Origin of the sequence: Robbsia andropogonis, from assembly GCF_000970345.1 — a bacterium.
GTDB classification, from domain to species: domain Bacteria; phylum Pseudomonadota; class Gammaproteobacteria; order Burkholderiales; family Burkholderiaceae; genus Robbsia; species Robbsia andropogonis.
On record NZ_LAQU01000002.1, the window covers coordinates 341,175 to 358,614 of the forward strand.

Here is a 17,440-nt window from a genome sequence, read left to right on the forward strand (position 1 = left end):
ATGCGATTTGGTCATGATTGTCATTGATGCGGGTGGCACCGCGCCCGTGACGAGCGCGCGTGAGTCATGGCTGGCCGTCAGCAGGACTTTCCGACGTTGCTGCAGATAAGAGGACGGATGGTTTTTTGCGCGACGTGTGTCCGGCCGCCACACGACGAAATCCTGGTGAATCTTACGCCGTCAAACGCACGGAGACGCTGGTGGCGGTATAGGTCGGTGTCGCCTGGAAACCGTCCACGGTTACCGATGTGAAATGGTTCAACGCACTTCCGGGGCCCGTGATCAGTGTGATGGTGTCACCCACTTTTGGCATATAGCCATTGACAAAAGTAACGTGCAACGCGCCGCCCACTACCGTCAACTGACCGCCCACTTGCAATTGACCACCACCGCTGCCGTCGATATCAAGTTCCAGCGTTGTATCTTGGAGTTGCGTATATTTCCCAGGAACAAGTACGGGCGTTTGAGATGCCGTAATTTTTACACCGCCGCCGCCGACATATACGTCGCCCGACCCAAACGCATTGGCAGCACTGGCGCCGAGAATGCCCCCCGTGACTTCCGCGCCGCCGGAAAACGTGTTGTTGCCGGCGAGCGTAAGCGAGCCTGTACCCGACAGCGTCAATTTGCCCGCTCCTGTAATATCATTTCGCCATGTATCGGCGGCGTTGAACCCTCCCGCGGTCGCGTCCATGGTCACCCCGACATCCCCATTGAAGGCACCGTAGCCATCCGCGGCCGCAAACATATTCAAACGTCCCCAGCCCTCGTCATCATCCATGACAGGGTAGCCGGACATGATCTCGGTTGTTTTCAAGACGACACGGCGCTGGTCCGCGCTTAGATAAGGAAAGCGTGTCTGCAAAAGGATTTCCGCGCCTTTGGGGACAATTGGTGCCCCATTCGTGGCGCCGATGGTCGCCAGGCCGTACGTCATCCTGCGTGCGGATACCGCTTTATTGGTCGCGTAATCGGCAAAGCGATCGTTGGCGGATGTTCCGGAGTGCGCGTACGCAGCGAAGGTTGTCGTTGTCGTATTCGTCAAACTCTCCAGGGTGGCATGCGCTTGTGCATACGCGGCCTGCTCGGCGGCACTATTGGTGGAGTCGTAAAGGTTCGCCGCGGCCGCCGCAAGGCCAAACATGCGCCCACCGATGACGTCAAGTGGCGAGTGCATCCCTGCAAAAATACGATTCTCACCGAGTTCCAGGCCTCGCGTGACCATTTCCTGGTAGCGTTCGGGAATGAGCCACGCCATCGTGATGGCATCACGCATCGCTTCTGCTTGGTGTCCGCTGAAAAACCCGCCGTCTGTCGCTGGTGTCGTACTCTCCGCCGGCACCAGGGTGGGTGCCACGATGACGCTGGAACTCCAACGGTAAGGCCGCGCGTATTTATAGAAACGTTTCGCTGGTTCGGTCGACGCGTTGTTCCCCATGGTATTGATCAAGTCCACCACCTTGCCGAAGCTCGCGTTCGTCGTGCTGCCCACACCGGTGTTATTGCCCGTATCATTGTAGAGAACGGTGGTGGCATCCGCGGGAATCGACGTAATGCTCGTGACTTGCTGCGCCGCTTGCCGCCATGCACTGGTCAGTGGGCCCATGCCGTCGGTTACGCTGAAGCCTTTGCCGCGACGGTCATCGTAGTACGCCGCATCCGCCTCGGCCTGTGTGCGATTAGTTGTTTCATCTACTACGAATTGAATGCTCGCCGCCAACACGGTGCTGTTTACGATGGTTCCGCAGGGCGTGCCGGAGGAAGGCAAACCACTGCAAGTCGAAGCAACTACGGCAGGAAAGCTGCCGTTCGCCGCCGCCGTTACTCCGGCATCCACTATCTCCGTGGTAGGTGTCCACAAATCGAGAAACCGCTCGCCAATCCGAACCCCGGCGTTCGTCGAGAAGGTGGCATAGCGTGCATCCCCACGCTGGTTGGTCGCGATATTGTCAACAAACGCAGCTACCGCAGGTATCGCCGCGCTGTCCGTGAAACCCACGCCGGTCGGGGCGGCGGGGACACGCTGGGTAATCGTCCCGATGCTCCCGTCGCCACACGCACTGAGTAATCCGGCAATAAAAAAAGGCGATGCAAATGTCGTTAGTGCACCAAAAACATTGTTGCGAAGCAACATACTGTATTTCCCTTGGGTAAATGAACGCTAAAAGAAGAAAGGGCGGGTTGAATTGATACGGATTACGTAACAATTTGTATATGGAGACGCTTTGCTCTTATAGAGCGCGTGCAGGCGGCTGATCCGACAACGGGGAAATAGGAAGAGGCAGGTATAGCCGCACCGTTTCAAACGGATGGACGAAGTGTAGAGAAGACTAATTACACTTTTATTACAGTCTGCGTGGGTGCTGTGAATCAGTGCTTCATCTTTGCCAATCAAGCTTCTAAGCGGCACGACAACCACGGTCGCTTAGAAATCAGGCATGCAAACCGATCTTGCCTTGCAATCAAGTTGCCTTTATCAAGATATGATTGCGCAGTCTGACGTTGCTGCGGCAGACGTGCATTCCATGTCATATCGTGCTAATCGAGATCGATGCGATCCCCTCGGGTGGTTGGACTGGACGTGACGAGAAAATGTACGTCTTCGGCGCTTTCATTTCGGGCCTGGTGGCGTGCGCCCGGGGGAATTTCAATTCCAGACATGGCGGTGATGGTGTGAAGTTCACCTTCTAGTTCCATCAAGAGCTCGCCAACGAGCACATAAAAAAACTGCCGCGCCCGCATATGGACATGTCTCTGCTCAGCGGTTCCGGCCGGCATCCTTTCCTGGATAACCATCATGTCCGGTGACGGTGAAAGTATCCATCCGTCGCAGCCTTCTCCCCAGCAATAATGGTCGGCATTATCAACGCTGCGCTTCATCTATTGCTCCTATTGACATTGTCCTCTTGTCCGGTTTAGCGGCATTGCCGATGCCTGCGTCGCCCCTACCAAGATTCGATGCAAACGATTGTGCTGCATTTTCTCGAAGTGCTCGAAAAACAGGCTGCCACCTCGCCTTCCTCGAGGCCCCGACCTGGATTCTGTCGGTGATCAACACAACAGCTCACGGTGCGCTTCTCCATTCTGAAGACCAGTGCAATTCACGCCTCCCCTTGCTGCCAAGCAGCGTGCCGTCCTCCTCTGCGATGTTATAAATGCCGGCGGCACCGTGCACGCATGCTAGCGCCGCCGCCTTTGCCGCGGCATCCACGTGCAGCGGTGCCGGACCTGCCGGGGCGTCGAAACCTGTTCCAGGACCGTAGAGGCGGCCATAACGGAGCACGATGCCGGTGAAGGGTGCAGTCAAGACCTGACGTTCCAGGCTTGCCACGCCGCGTGCTGAGATGCCGGCACGGCCATCCGCCTCCACGGCCAGCGGATCCTCTTCCCCGTGCGGTACCGGTCCTGCCGCGTAAGCGAAAGCGACGCTCTGTGCGACGAAGCGATCAACGCCGGCATGGACAGCCGCCGCGACAAGATTTCGCGTCCCTTCATCCCGGATTCTCGCATTCCGGGTCGTGGCCTCGGCCATCCGTGCGGGATCGAGTCCTGGCGGTAGATCGGTTAATTGATGAATGACCACCTGCGGTTTGGCTGCAACCACGGCGGCAATAAGCGCTTGCGCGTCGAATACGTCGACGATTACCGCTTCCACGCCATCGCGCTCCAGGCCGACGCCTTTGTCCCGCGAGCGGGTCGTGCCGACAATGCGCCACCCTTCACTGATGAGCAGCGGCGCCAGCCTTTTGCCGATGACGCCACCTGCACCCGCAAGAAAAAGTGTTTTGCTCATTATGTGGTCTCCCGTGCAAATGCAATAGCGCAATATAAGCAAGTGACATAATATCAGAGGACTGACAACATATCAGAGTGCTGATAATATGCGGAAACCGTCAAATATCATGGAAATCCCCAAGCAAGGCGAGGGCAAACGCGGTGAGGACGGGTATCTTGGATATCTTCTCCGTCAGGCCGCGGGTGCTTATCGGAACCGTATGGATCGCGGATTGGTGGATCTCGATATTACCCCGCCGCAATTCGCTGTCATGACGATGGTGAACAGTTACCCCGGTATCTCTAATGCCGATATAGCGAGGCTTGCGTTGCTCACGCCGCAGACGGTTAGCGTGATCGTCATGAATTTGGAACGTGGCGGGATTGTTCGGCGGCTACCGCATGATGTCCATGGCCGCATCCTGCAAATCGAACTCAGCAAGCGCGGCAAGGCCCTTTTGCAGCGATGCCGTGAACGCGTGCTGGCCTTGGAGCACCAACTTTCCGATAGCATCTCGACAGCGGAGTTGGCCGTGGTTCGCAAATGGCTCGTGGCCGTTGCGCGCGCCGATGCTCAAAATTTGTAGGACACGGTCACCTGTGCGGACAAGGGTGGGCTCGGCATGAGTGTGTAGTTGAAGGTTGCGGCCGAGCCTCCGGTGTAGTACTTGCGATTGAACACATTGAAGATGTTCAACTGCGTCTTCCATCGACCGTGCTGGTAGGATGCCATGGCGTCGGTGCGTACATAACCGGCAAGCTTGAAGGAATTCGGCAAGGTGGCCTCTCGCGAGCCTACGTAGTAAAGCCCGGCCCCAACCTGCATTCCCGGAATCGATTGCAGTCGGTAGGTCGTCCATACACTTGCGCTGTGTCGTGGGACATTGCTCAAGGTATCGCCCACGGGATACGTCGTATCGCTCATGACCTTGGCGACCGTGTACGCATACGTGACGATGGTTTTCCACCGAGGGGAGAGGTTGCCTGCTATGTCCAGTTCCACGCCCTGGCTTCGTTGCTTGCCCGTCAGTACTTGCAGCAACGGGTTGTCCGGGTCGGTGGTCAGGATGTGGTTGCGGTCCAGGTTGAACACCGCCAGGCTGGCATTGAGTCGGTCCTTGATCAGATCGTGTTTGACGCCTACCTCGAATTGCTCCGCGACTTCGGCATCGTAGGTAACGTTACTGCCGCTGTGACCGACGTTCGGCGAATAACTGCGGCTCCAGTCCGTGAAGAAGGATGTCCTGTCGGTGGGTTGCCAGACCAGGCCGATACGCGGCGAGAAAGCTGTTTGTTGACCATTGCCGGTGACTTCACCGCTTTCGATTGCGCGGTTGACGAACCGGTCCGCTCGCAATCCAACGAAGACCTTTATCTGATGCGTCAGCGTGATAAAGTCCTGCAGATACGCGCCATAATCCTTGCCTTGCCCCTGGTGGGATGACAAGGGATCGCTGGAAGTTAGTCCCGACACGTAACCAGGGTTGAAGAGGTCGAGTGTCATGGTGTACACCTTCGACCCATTGCTCCCTACTTCCTGATAGCCGTAATCGATCCCCGCAAGTACGGCATGCTTCACATTGCCGGTGAAAACATTGCCCACCAATTCCGCCCGCGCCGAGTACTGGCGCGATACCTCGTCGGCCCCGCTATAGACGGAGTATTCGAGCAAATTGTCCGTGGCGGTCGTGCTGTTGGGAAAGCTCTGCGTCGAGCGCTGATGTGCCTCTGTGAACTGCCCGGCTAACCGCAATTTCCAATTCGCTGAAAGGGCATGCTCGAATAGCAACGTTTCCGATTGGGTGTCGTTCTTGCCGTAGTCGCCTGCAACGCCCGGGTACACGCCATTGAGAAGCCCGTAGTATCGTGTCCGGGAAAGGGCCTGATAGTTGGCGACCGCTGGAACGCCGAAGTCGAAACCATCCCGGCGCAAGTGGTTGAACTCGGTCAAAAGCGTCAACGTCGTGCCGTGATGGTTATCCCACGTGATTGCTGGCGCGATGGACCAGGAGTGATACGCCGCGTTGTCGCGGAACGTCCCGTTGTTCTCGACCGCGGCATTGAGTCGAATGCTCAGGTTGTCGTTCAGCACGCGGTTCATGTCCATGGTCGTGCGCACCAGGCCATCGGTTCCCGCGGTCACGGCGACTTCGCCGAAGTTCTCCTGTCCAGGATGCTTGGATACGGTGTTGATGTAGCCACCGACTGCCCCGATGCCGCCGTATAGCGCACCAGCGGGACCTTTGAATACCTCGACACTTTCGATGTTCTGCACGTCGCGGAAAGCGTAATAGCCATAGTTGCGGAAGCCGTCGCGCAAACCATTGCTCTCACTGAATCCGCGAATGTTGAAGAAGGTCGCTTCGTTACCGCCATAGTTAGCCTCGGCATGTACGCCACTTACGTTATCGACCAGTTGGTCTGTACGGGTCACGCCGCGGTCTTGCAAGACTGCGGCCGGCACGACCTGGATGGACGCCGGATAGTCCTTGAGAGGCGCATCGTTCCTGGTGACGCTGCTCGCGGCGGTGGCCGCATAGCTGGAGCCGGGCTGACCGATGACTGTAACGGCAGGCAGGGTGTCGTCCGCGGTGACCTGATCGTGCGAGACAACGGCCTTATCACGTTCTTTCGGCGTAGCTCTGCCGCCTTTCGAAGTGGATGCCGGGGCGGATGAATGGGTCGTCTCGGCTTGGTCGATTCCAGGTGCGTCCGGTTTGTCATCGGCGGCGGCTGCTGCACGCGCATATTGCGTCGTGGCGATCGACAGGATTGCCACCGCGAGGGCTGTACGACGACGCCCGGTGCGGTGCGCGTCCGAGTTGTACGTTTCACGCAAGCGAGGGCGGCTCCCACACAGGCGAGATAGATGTTCTTTCATGACGACGTCAGTCAGAATCGCACTGATTCCAGGCGGCGACAACGCACCTCCCGCTCATCGGCGAAATTGTTTTTTTGGAAAAGCTGAAAAGTGACAAGCGTGGATGTCGCGGCTATCGCCGAGGCGAAATGCTCTGGCGAAGGCAGCGTCATTCAGTGGGTGGGAGCGAGGGGCGGTGCGCGGGTGCGGGCAAGACGGTACGGCGTGGCGTTCGCGACAAGGACGCTGCGACATTGCCGGAAGGACCTCAGACATGCGGTTGGAACGGAGATGAGCAGGAATATGATCAGCGAGACCACCGCAGCGAACAACACGGCGCTGAAGGAACATATCGTGTCGCCGCCATGTGCCGACCCGTCCATGTCCTTGGAGCCCTGATCACCGTTCGTGACCTGATCTGCGGCATTCAGGCCTGATGCCGAGGTGCCCGATGGTATGGCGGAAGGCATCGACGTGCCATCCATCGGCATTTCCTCCATCATCCTGAGTGGGGTCTGCGCAGGCGCGACAGCAGAGGGACGGTTCGCCATCGACATGTTCGAAGCGGTCGTGTCGGAAAACATCGGACCACGGCCGGAACAGATGACGAGCGCAAAATTTTCGCCAGGTGCGTGTGTGTCGAACATCACGACGTTCGAAAGCAGCCCCCGAATCAGCAGGATTGCCAGGGCCATCCAGCGCAGCATTGGCGATGCCGACCGGCGACCACGGAAATATGAGAAAGGGTTATGCATGGCGCGAACATCATACCATTACCCCTATTACCGTAGGCTGAAAGTAAGGATCAGGTCGAACTTTCTCCCACGGTAATTTTTTGCTAGATTTTCGCCACGATGCATCTCCATGAGATGTCATTGCCCAAGATGTGACTTATTATTACCGGCACTCAACCGAGCTGACATGTCAGCTTATTATTGCTATTTATCTCAGGACCCTGGTAAGCATGAAGCGTTCGATATGGATAACACCGCTCCTCACTTGCGGCGCGACGGTCGCGCTCTTCGGTTGTAACGGCGGCACGTTCGAGGAATTGCAAAAGGCGCCGGTGTCCTTCCAGCAAAGCACGGCGAAGCCTCGCTCGCAGGTAGCGGATTGCGTGGTGGCGTCGCTCTCGCGGTTCGGCAGCGATTTGGGAAACTTCCCGGATATCGAGCAGGGCCTCACGCGGCTGACTCTGGGAGGCAATGATGGCTATGCCTATCGTAACTATTACCAGATCGATATCACGGATCAGGCGCGCGGTGCGCGGATAGCCGTTCGCCATTCCAAGGCCAAGGACGGCCAATTGTCTGAAACGGACCTGCACGACATCGTCATCGGTTGCGCGAAGTAACGCGTCTGACCACCTCTACGCCATACCGCTCTTCCCGCAGCCGCGATCCACCGCCATGACGGCGGTTCCTTGATCGATTTCTACATGCTGTGTGTTTCCTCTTTGCGCTCACTTTTGTCCGTACGCCTTCACGTCGCGGCGAGGCCCGCCGCGACCGCGTGATAGCGGCCGTTATATCGCGGGATGACACTATCTAGTGTCCTTGCGCGGCGACTGGGCAGCCGCTTTAACCACCTTCGGCAAGCATCAGCGTTCTCGCCGCCGGCAGACGCCGTCGGCGCGATAGTGATTTCTATCGGGATATGCAAACTTTCCGGTCTGAGCACCTCGTGTTAAAAATGAAAGAGTCGTTTTCTCCATATGAAAAAATGCTCGGAATATCCACGTCCGACCTGCTCAAAAAATTAACGGTAGTATTAGAGAGCAGCCATCAAAACATACGATCGTCCAACATCACCGCTTGAACATAAAGGCTTTTGGAAATCCCGTATGCGCGGCATGAGGCGGCAGAAGCCGCCTCATGAAAATGGTTTTCATGAAAAAGGCATTACACACGACGGCAATCAACCGCAAGCCCATCACGTTTCGTCGGTAACGAATTACGATTATTTTGGAGGGCGGTATTAATTGCCGTATCTCAATAAGAAAAATTGAGAAAAATGTACGTGAGCGACGTGGTGGTTTCGGTATTGTCGGCGTGTAACTTTCCGCCAATTTTGTAAATCTTATTCGGGGAAATTATCTTGGTGGAAAATACGCTACGCGGCATTTTGTTGGAAGTCGGTAATTTGAGCGTGCCAGTGACAGCGATCGGGTCTTCGGATGACCTGTTTGCCGTGGGATTGACGTCGTTCGCGACGGTCGGGGTAATGCTGGCGATTGAATCGGCATTCGACGTGGAATTCCCTGATAGCCTGCTCGTGCGCTCAACGTTCACTAGCATCGACGCACTGGCCTCGGTCGTTCTCGGCCTGAAGAGCACTGCAACGTGAGCACCGTCTACAGTGAGCGCTTGTCCCCTGACACAACATTGGATCTGGCGGCCGTGGTCCGTGTCGCGGCCGCCCATGCGGATCAGGTGGACCTAGAGGGCCGCTTTCCCGTGGAGGCGATTGCCGCGCTGCGCGCATCTGGCCTGCTTGGCTGCATGTTGCCGCATGATCTTGGCGGCCGCGGCGCGTCGCTTCTCGATATCGCCCGACAGTGTCAGCAAATAGCGCGCGGCTGTGCTTCCACGGCGATGATTTACGCAATGCACCAGAGCCAGGTGGCCTGCATTGTAGGTCATGCGCTCACACAGCCGTGGCACCGTGCATTGGCCCGCCGGATTGCCGAAGAGGGGTTGTTGCTCGGGTCGGTAACCTCCGAAGTGGGCGTAGGCGGCGATATGGGGTCGAGTCGCTGCGCGATGGTCGTCGCGGATGGTCGCTTTACATTGGAAAAGCACGCGCCTACCGTGTCCTACGGTGCCTACGCCGATGTTTTGTTGGTCACCTGCCGGGCACACGCGGATGCGCCGCCATCCGATCAAGCGCTGGTCACGTTGTTGCGGTCGGACTGCGATTTGACGCCGACTGGCGGTTGGGATGCCTTGGGCATGCGTGGAACGTGCAGCGGTGCTTTCCGGTTATCCGCGACGGGGCGGGCCGATCAGATCGTGCCCGCGGCATTTGCCGAGATCAGCGAAAATTCGATGGTGCCGGTTTCGCATCTCCTCTGGGGCGCGGCGTGGACCGGGATTGCCGCGGAGGCGGTTACCCGCGCGCGCGCGTTTCTGCGAGCGCAGGCGCGGCGTCAGATTGGGACCATGCCTCCGGGTGCCGTCCGACTCGTGCACGCAGTGGCATCCCTCGATACCATCCAGGCCGCATTATCGCGCGCATTGACGCAGTTCGATGTCGCTCATCCGCTGGGGCGCGCGCGTTTCGCACGGGACGCGGCAATCGACGGCGCCGCGGGGGCCTGGCCGACTGGAATGGCCCGCGCTTCGCTATTGAACGCCTTGAAAATCGAGATATCGACGCAATGCCATGACGTGGTCATGGAAGCACTGCGCATTTGCGGCATGTCCGGCTACAAGAATGGCGGGGAGTTCAGTGTCGGTAGGCATCTGCGAGACATCTTGAGCGCGCAGATCATGATATCAAATGACCGCATTGCCACTACCACCGGCGCGTTATTGCTGGCGCAGCGCCATGACCTGGGCACACTTTGACCATGACGATCGAACCGACTTTTCGTGATCAACTCGTTGATGCGGGCATTCTGATTCCAACCGGCGTGGATGGCGTGTGGGGTCGCAATGCCGTGTTTGAAGCCATCTGTAGCGGACTCGACCATGCCATCACGCAAGCGGGCCTGGACGATTCGCCGGAGTTGATGCGGTTCCCGCCGGCAATGTCGCAGGATATGTTTGAGAAAAGTGGCTACATGAAGAGCTTCCCGCATTTCGCGGGAACGATTCATAGCTTCGATGGCGATGATCGCGGCCATTACAAACTACTCGGGCAGATCGAGCGCGGTGAGGCATGGATGGAACAACAGGCCCCCGCGGGACTGGTGCTGACACCGGCCGCATGCTATTCGGTATATCCCATACTGGCGCGACGCGGTCCATTGGCAAACGTCGGTGCACTGATCGATGTGTGCTGCTGGTGTTTCCGTCACGAACCGTCCCTGGAGCCGACTCGTTTCCAGTTCTTCCGCATGCGTGAGTACGTTCGCATTGGGACGCCGGAACAAGTCATGGCGTTTCGCGAGGATTGGATTACGCGCGGCAAGACGTTTGCGTCATCGCTTGGCCTGCCTTTCGAGGTCGATATCGCGAACGACCCGTTTTTTGGCAGAGGTGGAAAACTGATGGCCGACAGTCAGCGTGCGCAGAGCCTCAAGTTTGAATTGCTCGTACCCGTCAATGATGGTGCCGGACCAACCGCTTGTTTGAGCTTCAACTATCACATGACCCACTTCGGCGACACGTGGGACTTGCGCACGGCAGACGGGGAGGTGGCGCATACCGCATGTTGTGGCTTCGGTATCGAACGTCTCGCACTGGCATTGTTGCGACATCACGGTTTCGATCTCGATCGCTGGTCGGCCGACGTACGCGCCACACTGGGCTTTGGCGCCCTGGCGAACAATGGGATCGGGTCCGTTGGCATTGTGGAGACCTGAGCGATGAGCATGCAGCCTACCTATTTCGATCGTCGGTTCGGATGGATTCACCAGCCGGACCCGACCCTGGGCGATCCGATCGCCCTGTCATCGGTCGGTGTGGTGATTTGTTCGGCGCTTGCGCAAGAAGAGATCTGCACCCACTACGGTGTCGTGCATCTTTGCGAATCGCTGGCGAAAGCGGGCATGTCCACGTTGCGCTTCGACTACAACGGCACCGGCAACAGCGATGCCGTACCGCGTTCGCTCGATGGGTTTGTAGATGACGTATTGCTCGGGGCCGAGCATCTACGTGTGCGTACCGGTGTTCGACATATCGTATTACTTGGCGTCCGGCTTGGCGGCATGATTGCTGCGTTGGCCGCGCAGCAAATGCCGAGCGCGGCGCTGGTGCTCCTGGCGCCCGTGGTACTCGGCAAGGCATTCCTGCGTGAAACGCGCATGGCGGCCAAGGTATCGAGTTTGTCGACTTACAATCCCGTTCCGGATGTCGGGAGTGACGAGCCGCTGAACACCAACGGTTTCTGGTGGACCTCGGCATTACAGTCGCAGATCGGCATTGTCGATCTGATGCAGTGCAACGTGCCGGTGCAGCCGGTTCTCGTTTTTGCGACGCGCGGGGATCGCCGTTGTGACAATTTTGTCGAATCCTGGCGGCAGGCCGGCATTCCGGTCACGGCGAGCCCGTTCACGGACTATGCCGCATGGATGCAGGACCCGACAACGAGTACCGTGCCCAGTAATACGATCATCGCGGTGCGTGGTTGGCTGGAGGAGCACGCGATGGGTCGTCATCCATCGCAGGCCTTGCCGGTACGAATCGCCCCGCGCAGGGTCGACCGGTTGACGAGTGCTGACTTTATCGAAGAGCCGCATTGCTTCGGTCCGAATCAAGCGCTCTTCGGCATACTGTGCCGTCCATCGCATTCGCCCGGTAATCCGATCGCGGCATTGCTGATTCACGAGGGCTCGAGTCACCATATCGGCAATGGTGGCGCGTATGTGTCGCTCGCCCGCCGTTTGGCACGTGCTGGCATTGCGTCGCTTCGATTGGACTTGAGCGGGATGGGCGATAGTCTGGCCGACATCGACAGACGCCATATCCATACGGACCCGCGATGTGTCGAGGAGGCGATGGCCGGCATGCAGTTTCTTGCCGACCAGGGATTTCAGAAGGCGATTGTATCGGGCCTCTGTTCGGGTGCGTATATCGGTCTACACGTGTCGGCGAAAGATCCGCGTATCGTCGGCAGCGTGTTGGTTAATCTGCAAAAGTTCATCGTTGCAGAAGGCGAGGAAGTGAAGATGGCCGTGCGCACGCATAAGCGTAGCCTCAAGGCCTATCTGCGTGCACTACGTAACGGCGGCGAATGGCAACGCGTGTTGCGCGGCGATGCCGATCTGCTCGGCACCGCACGCGTGTTGATCGTGCGCATCCTACGGCGCTCATTGGACGTGATGACGCATCTCCTGCCCCCATCGCCAGACTCGGATACAGCAAAGGCCTATGCGTTGATGAGGGATTTGGCAAAACGCAAAGTGCATTCGCATCTGATCTATAGCGATGATGATCCGGGACTCGAGGATTTGACGCGCCATTTCGGTCGCGCAGCCCGTCGGATGAGTCATTTTTCACCGGCGCGCGTCACATTTCTGACACATGCCGACCATCATTTCAATGCCACCAAAACGCGGTTTGCATATTACGACCTCGTACTGCAAGCGTTCCGTGATACCACGTCATCGCACGCGCCCCCGCACGGATTGAAAGACGTCGCGTCGTCGGGGAACGGCGGTCCGCGTGCTTCTTACTCGAGGCCCGGCGCATCGACGGGCTGATGTTTCTTTTCTTTGCGTGACGTCCCCTATTCCGTGAAGGCCGGACGGCCTTCACGGCTGCCGCGCAGCGTCACATACGCTCGTTTGATACGTTTGCGCGTACGACATGAAACCGACATATCGGCTGGCTAAGCTGCGGACGCGGGAAGGTTCAGAAAGAACCAACAATACCAGTGAACCAGGCATTGCCACAGTTGATTGTTGCGACGCAACGGTGGCGCCAGTGCGAACCGCCGCGCCGGGACCGTTCACACGATCACCCACGCTCGCCACATCAACGCAAGCACTGGAGAACCGTTCCCATGAAAAGCTACACTCGGCGCGACTTTATTCGCATGACCATGCAGGCTGGCGGCGTTGCCGGGGCCCTTGGCGCCTTTCCGCCAGGGCTGCGCCAGGCGTTGGCACTTCCGGCAAACAATCGCACCGGCACCCTGCGCGATGTCGAACATATCGTGGTGCTGATGCAGGAGAACCGTTCGTTCGATCACTACTTCGGCACTTTGCGTGGCGTTCGGGGATATGGTGATCCGCGGGCGATCACGCTGCCAAACGGCAAGAAAGTCTGGCACCAACCAGGGCTGGCGGGGGTGGGAGAGGTCCTGCCGTTTCGTCCAGACGTGCCGGATGTCGGCTTGACCTTCCTTCAAGATCTGCCGCACGATTGGACGACCACGCACAACGCCTGGAACAATGGGCGCTATGACCAGTGGGTCGCCAACAAAGGCACCACGACCATGGCGTATATGCGTCGTGATGACATTCCGTATCACTACGCGCTCGCCGATGCATTCACGATTTGTGACGCCTATCATTGCTCGATCATGGCGGCTACGGATCCCAATCGCTACTATATGTGGACGGGGTATGTGGGAAACGACGGTGTCGGCGGTGGTCCCGTGGTGGATAACAGCGAAGCGGGCTACAACTGGTCCACCTTCCCGGAGATGTTGGAATCAGCCGGTGTGAGCTGGAAGATTTACCAGGACGTGGGCACCGGCTTGGACAAGGCAGGCTCCTGGGGGTGGACCAAGGATGCGTTTATCGGCAATTACGGCGACAATTCGCTGCTGTATTTCACGCAATATCAAAATGCACAGCCGGGAACTCCCCTCTATCAGAAAGCGCGAACCGGAACGAATGCCACGAAAGGCGACGGCTATTTCGACATTCTGAAGCGTGATGTCGAAAACGGTGGCCTGCCGCAGGTTTCCTGGATCGTTGCGCCAGAAGCGTTTTCCGAGCATCCGAATTGGCCCGCGAACTATGGTGCCTGGTTCATCGATCAGGTTCTGCAGGTGCTTACCGCCAATCCGGACGTCTGGAGCAAGACGGTCTTGCTGATCAACTACGACGAGAACGACGGGTTCTTCGACCATGTGGCGCCACCGTCGCCGCCGACGGATAGTGTTCACGGCGCGTCCACGGTGTCACTGGATAACGAACTGTTTGCGGGCAATGGTACCTATGCCGCTGGTCCCTATGGACTGGGCCCACGCGTGCCAATGCTGGTGGTGTCGCCTTGGTCGAAGGGCGGCTATGTCTGTTCTCAACTGTTTGATCATACATCGGTGATTCGCTTTATCGCCAAACGCTTCGGTGAGAGCGGCAATCTGCATTCCCCGAACATATCTGCGTGGCGGCGCGCGATCTGTGGCGATCTGACCAGTGCATTCGATTTCCGTACGCCGAATCTGGCACGCGCGCCGTTGCCCAGCACAGCCGCTTATGTTCCGGCCGACAAGCAACGCCACGCGGATTTCGTACCCGTTGTGCCGTTGGACCAACATGTGCCGAAACAAGAGGAAGGCGTACGCCGTGCCCGTGCGTTGCCTTACGAACTGACCGCACACGTTCGTGGCGAAGGGGGCCGGGCGAGTACGCTGGGAATCGCACTGCACAACACCGGAGGTCAGGGAGCCGTTCTGCAATGCTATCTGAACGATGGTGTTAGCGCGCCATCGAGCTATACCGTGGGCGCAGGGCAAAAATTGCAGGCAGACATCGCACTGAACGCCGCCGGCGAATACGACGCGAGCTTCGTTGGCCCGAATGGTTTTTGGCGCCATTTCAGGGGGAGCGTGCCGAACGGTGCGGGGGTCACCGCCACTCATGCTGGTCACGCCACGGCCGTGCCGGAAGTGCACGAGCACTTTGAAGGCGACGCCATCGTGCTGAAGTTGGACAACGCAGGCAAGGGGTCGTGCAGCTTCATCATTGTCTCCCGACGCGTACAGCACGGACGGGCGATCGAGGACACCCAGACGCAAAGGTTGAATGGAGGCGACAGCACGCGACTTCGTATCGACCTTAGCGACCAGCATGGCTGGTATGACGTGATCGTTACCGTCGCTGATGACAAGGCGTTCATCCGGCATTTGGCCGGTCACCTGGAAAACGGACAAGAAAGCTGGAGTGACCCTGCGCTAGGGGTGTAACGACGTCATCGATGTCTGGAGCGGGCCACGCGGAGCGTGGCGTGGCCCGTTATCCGTCAAGTCAACCGGGCGCGCATCGCACCTTCTACATGCCAGTCATTCGTTCTATATTTTGTTAGCTATCCTAATAAAATACAATATAGTTAAGTAGAACAAACGTTTGAAAAATGATAGTTTTTTATTATATGAAAAGTAAGTGCAGTGGCTGGCATTATTTTCTTTGCTTTGCCATTTCTCAAAATTAATCAAAGAATTTTCCTGATGTTAAGTCATCGGTCGGGAATGCAACGAATTTCCAAGATTGGTTACTTATACATTTAAAAAAAGAGAACGTTCAGTCTGAGCGGCTTACGGCCAATGTGCGTTCACCTTTCAGGGAACGAGGATGCACGGGTTCGAACGGTTCTAAACTGTCGACATCAGCGACAATTGGCGATCGGGCACATATTTTGCTAAATGGTACCGCCTCGGTTGACGTTTTGTTCCGTGGATACAGATACTTTCACCGTGATTCAAGCTGGTTACCCGATGGTGGTTTGCAATGATTACGGGTCCGGCAACAGAGCGGCGGCCATGCTACATTTGAAGAAAGCTTTTCCCATGAAGATGAATTTGTATCCAAAAAATAATATTTTCCCGTTGCCTAGAACTGAAGTCGTGAGGGATACTTTGAAGATCAAAAACTAAAATTCGGAAAAAAATGCTAGTAAATGTCGTAGCGATTTTGGGGTGCGACATTATTACTGAGCGTCTGCATCGATCGAATAAGAAAGACATCGATCATTGCGCGAATCGAGAACGAAGGGCGATTCGGTAAATTCTGCAACATTTCAATGCAAGCGTCCGCAAAGGGCGTATGGGTATGCCATGAATCACATGTCTGTACCGCAATGGCGCCCGTTTCTGTCGCTCTTCGCGCAGGAACTGACGCAAACATTGACGCCCGGATTGCTTGGGCGGCTAATGCATGACACAGGTGTGCGCTTCGCTCGCCAATATGTACTCGCGCCTGCCGGAACGGTTGCGGAAATGCAGGACGTGATGAACCACGTCTGGCGTGAATTGCAGTGGGGCGAAGTCGAGATCGACGAGTCCGAGATCCGGTTGGTGCTGACGCACCGATACGCACCACTGAGGGCGGTTTTCGGTGCGGAAAACGACCGTTGGGCGGGCGCTTTTTTAGAGGGCGTCTATGAAGGCTGGATGCAGCAGTTAGGTGCCGATCCGCGCCTGCGAACCACGATGGCTGGCGCCGCGGATGCGTCGGGAACAATGATTTTCTCATTCGGTGCTTAGAAGAGCGGTAGCTCGTACCTGCGTGCCGGTTACGCGGGCGCGAAAGCATAACAAATTCAGCGAGGACGACACATGAGTAGTGCATCGGACATTTCGAATCTTTTTAAGATGGCGGGCGCCAGCCCGGCCCAATATCACGAAGTGGAAGGGGCGGAGCAATTGCACGGTAAACGCGGTCGCTGGTCCGTGGCGCGTGCCGAGCCGATCGATGAGTCCTGGGTCGCTGTCGCCCGGCCGACGCCGTCTGTCCCGTTGCATACGCTTGAACCGGTGCACGCCGAGCCGGAGCAACAGAGGATGTTGACACGTCCGATTGCGGCATCCGAGTCGCCGCCAGCCATGTCGTCCGCACCCAGGAAGGCGGCCGTGCAGGCCAAGCGCGAGCCGGTATTCGCTCAGAAGCAATCGGCCCCTCTCAGCAGCGTTTTTGCGCGTTTGGCCGAGCGGAGCGTTGCGCGGACGGACACCTCACCCCATCGGCTTTCTTGAACGCTCTCGCGGGTTATTGCACGGAACATGACTCGGCAGGGAGCGATGATGTACGGACGCCAGATCGATGCGCGGCGTCTGCTGCGACGCGCGGTCACCTGCCGCATGCCGCAGGACGGCCTGAAGTAGTGAGGGCTGCAAATGAATGACATGCATCGGGTAAGCGGTGCGACGAGGAAATGTGGGACGTTGAAAGCAAGTGGCATACACATATGA

At 57.5% G+C, this 17,440-nt stretch carries 14 protein-coding genes; 9 read left to right on the forward strand and 5 right to left on the reverse strand.

Annotated features, from left to right (window positions below; translation table 11 throughout):
* Positions 1 to 172 precede the first annotated feature (172 nt).
* The 3 genes from WM40_RS03425 to WM40_RS03435 form a co-directional block, all read right to left on the reverse strand.
* Complete coding sequence (locus WM40_RS03425) at positions 173 to 2,134, reverse strand: acid phosphatase (protein WP_046152129.1); 1,962 nt, start codon at positions 2,132 to 2,134, stop codon at positions 173 to 175.
* A 404-nt stretch (positions 2,135 to 2,538) separates the two neighbouring features.
* Positions 2,539 to 2,880 (reverse strand): cupin domain-containing protein, encoded by a 342-nt coding sequence (locus tag WM40_RS03430; protein WP_024904246.1) that lies wholly within the window; start codon positions 2,878 to 2,880, stop codon positions 2,539 to 2,541.
* A gap of 184 nt (positions 2,881 to 3,064) precedes the next feature.
* Positions 3,065 to 3,793, reverse strand: a complete 729-nt coding sequence (locus WM40_RS03435; RefSeq protein WP_024904247.1) for an NAD-dependent epimerase/dehydratase family protein — start codon at positions 3,791 to 3,793, stop codon at positions 3,065 to 3,067.
* 109 nt (positions 3,794 to 3,902) lie between these two features.
* Here WM40_RS03435 and WM40_RS03440 point away from each other — a divergent pair, with 109 nt between their 5' ends.
* Positions 3,903 to 4,361 carry a MarR family winged helix-turn-helix transcriptional regulator gene (locus WM40_RS03440; RefSeq protein ID WP_236693368.1) on the forward strand — a complete coding sequence of 153 codons (459 nt, stop codon included), beginning with the start codon at positions 3,903 to 3,905 and terminating at the stop codon, positions 4,359 to 4,361.
* On the opposite strand, the gene WM40_RS03445 is transcribed toward WM40_RS03440, so the two are convergent.
* Positions 4,349 to 6,655 carry a TonB-dependent receptor gene (locus WM40_RS03445; protein ID WP_082102406.1) on the reverse strand — a complete coding sequence of 769 codons (2,307 nt, stop codon included), beginning with the start codon at positions 6,653 to 6,655 and terminating at the stop codon, positions 4,349 to 4,351. The genes WM40_RS03440 and WM40_RS03445 overlap by 13 nt on opposite strands.
* A gap of 152 nt (positions 6,656 to 6,807) precedes the next feature.
* Positions 6,808 to 7,389 (reverse strand): hypothetical protein, encoded by a 582-nt coding sequence (locus WM40_RS03450; protein ID WP_157685692.1) that lies wholly within the window; start codon positions 7,387 to 7,389, stop codon positions 6,808 to 6,810.
* 209 nt (positions 7,390 to 7,598) lie between these two features.
* Between WM40_RS03450 and WM40_RS03455 the strand changes: the two genes are divergently transcribed.
* From WM40_RS03455 to WM40_RS03495, 8 genes are all read left to right on the forward strand, one after another.
* Complete coding sequence (locus tag WM40_RS03455; RefSeq protein WP_024904251.1) at positions 7,599 to 7,988, forward strand: hypothetical protein; 390 nt, start codon at positions 7,599 to 7,601, stop codon at positions 7,986 to 7,988.
* Between the two features lie 746 nt (positions 7,989 to 8,734).
* Entirely contained in the window at positions 8,735 to 8,980 is a 246-nt protein-coding gene (locus tag WM40_RS03460) for an acyl carrier protein (protein ID WP_024904253.1), read from the forward strand.
* On the forward strand, positions 8,977 to 10,203 hold the full coding sequence (locus tag WM40_RS03465; protein ID WP_024904254.1) for an acyl-CoA dehydrogenase family protein: 1,227 nt from the start codon (positions 8,977 to 8,979) through the stop codon (positions 10,201 to 10,203). The genes WM40_RS03460 and WM40_RS03465 overlap by 4 nt, the downstream gene beginning before the upstream one ends.
* A gap of 2 nt (positions 10,204 to 10,205) precedes the next feature.
* A complete protein-coding gene (locus WM40_RS03470; protein WP_046152132.1) occupies positions 10,206 to 11,162 on the forward strand; it encodes an amino acid--[acyl-carrier-protein] ligase in 957 nt (318 codons plus the stop codon).
* 3 nt (positions 11,163 to 11,165) lie between these two features.
* On the forward strand, positions 11,166 to 13,001 hold the full coding sequence (locus WM40_RS03475; RefSeq protein ID WP_024904256.1) for an alpha/beta fold hydrolase: 1,836 nt from the start codon (positions 11,166 to 11,168) through the stop codon (positions 12,999 to 13,001).
* A gap of 302 nt (positions 13,002 to 13,303) precedes the next feature.
* Entirely contained in the window at positions 13,304 to 15,439 is a 2,136-nt protein-coding gene (locus tag WM40_RS03480; protein ID WP_024904257.1) for a phosphocholine-specific phospholipase C, read from the forward strand.
* An 867-nt stretch (positions 15,440 to 16,306) separates the two neighbouring features.
* Positions 16,307 to 16,735, forward strand: coding sequence for a cellulose biosynthesis protein BcsD (bcsD, locus tag WM40_RS03490; protein ID WP_024904258.1), 429 nt, complete (start codon positions 16,307 to 16,309; stop codon positions 16,733 to 16,735).
* Between the two features lie 72 nt (positions 16,736 to 16,807).
* Positions 16,808 to 17,224, forward strand: coding sequence for a hypothetical protein (locus WM40_RS03495; protein WP_036011013.1), 417 nt, complete (start codon positions 16,808 to 16,810; stop codon positions 17,222 to 17,224).
* The last annotated feature ends 216 nt before the right edge of the window (positions 17,225 to 17,440 follow it).

Excerpts from the sequence above, each read along its gene's own strand:
- WM40_RS03425 (WP_046152129.1), bottom strand. The coding sequence starts at position 2,134 with ATGTTGCTTCGCAACAATGTTTTTGGTGCACTAACGACATTTGCATCG.
- WM40_RS03475 (WP_024904256.1), top strand. The coding sequence starts at position 11,166 with ATGAGCATGCAGCCTACCTATTTCGATCGTCGGTTCGGATGGATTCAC.
- WM40_RS03435 (WP_024904247.1), bottom strand. The coding sequence starts at position 3,793 with ATGAGCAAAACACTTTTTCTTGCGGGTGCAGGTGGCGTCATCGGCAAA.
- WM40_RS03455 (WP_024904251.1), top strand. The coding sequence starts at position 7,599 with ATGAAGCGTTCGATATGGATAACACCGCTCCTCACTTGCGGCGCGACG.
- WM40_RS03480 (WP_024904257.1), top strand. The coding sequence starts at position 13,304 with ATGAAAAGCTACACTCGGCGCGACTTTATTCGCATGACCATGCAGGCT.
- WM40_RS03495 (WP_036011013.1), top strand. The coding sequence starts at position 16,808 with ATGAGTAGTGCATCGGACATTTCGAATCTTTTTAAGATGGCGGGCGCC.
- bcsD (WP_024904258.1), top strand. The coding sequence starts at position 16,307 with ATGAATCACATGTCTGTACCGCAATGGCGCCCGTTTCTGTCGCTCTTC.
- WM40_RS03430 (WP_024904246.1), bottom strand. The coding sequence starts at position 2,880 with ATGAAGCGCAGCGTTGATAATGCCGACCATTATTGCTGGGGAGAAGGC.
- WM40_RS03450 (WP_157685692.1), bottom strand. The coding sequence starts at position 7,389 with ATGCATAACCCTTTCTCATATTTCCGTGGTCGCCGGTCGGCATCGCCA.
- WM40_RS03445 (WP_082102406.1), bottom strand. The coding sequence starts at position 6,655 with ATGAAAGAACATCTATCTCGCCTGTGTGGGAGCCGCCCTCGCTTGCGT.
- WM40_RS03470 (WP_046152132.1), top strand. The coding sequence starts at position 10,206 with ATGACGATCGAACCGACTTTTCGTGATCAACTCGTTGATGCGGGCATT.
- WM40_RS03440 (WP_236693368.1), top strand. The coding sequence starts at position 3,903 with ATGGAAATCCCCAAGCAAGGCGAGGGCAAACGCGGTGAGGACGGGTAT.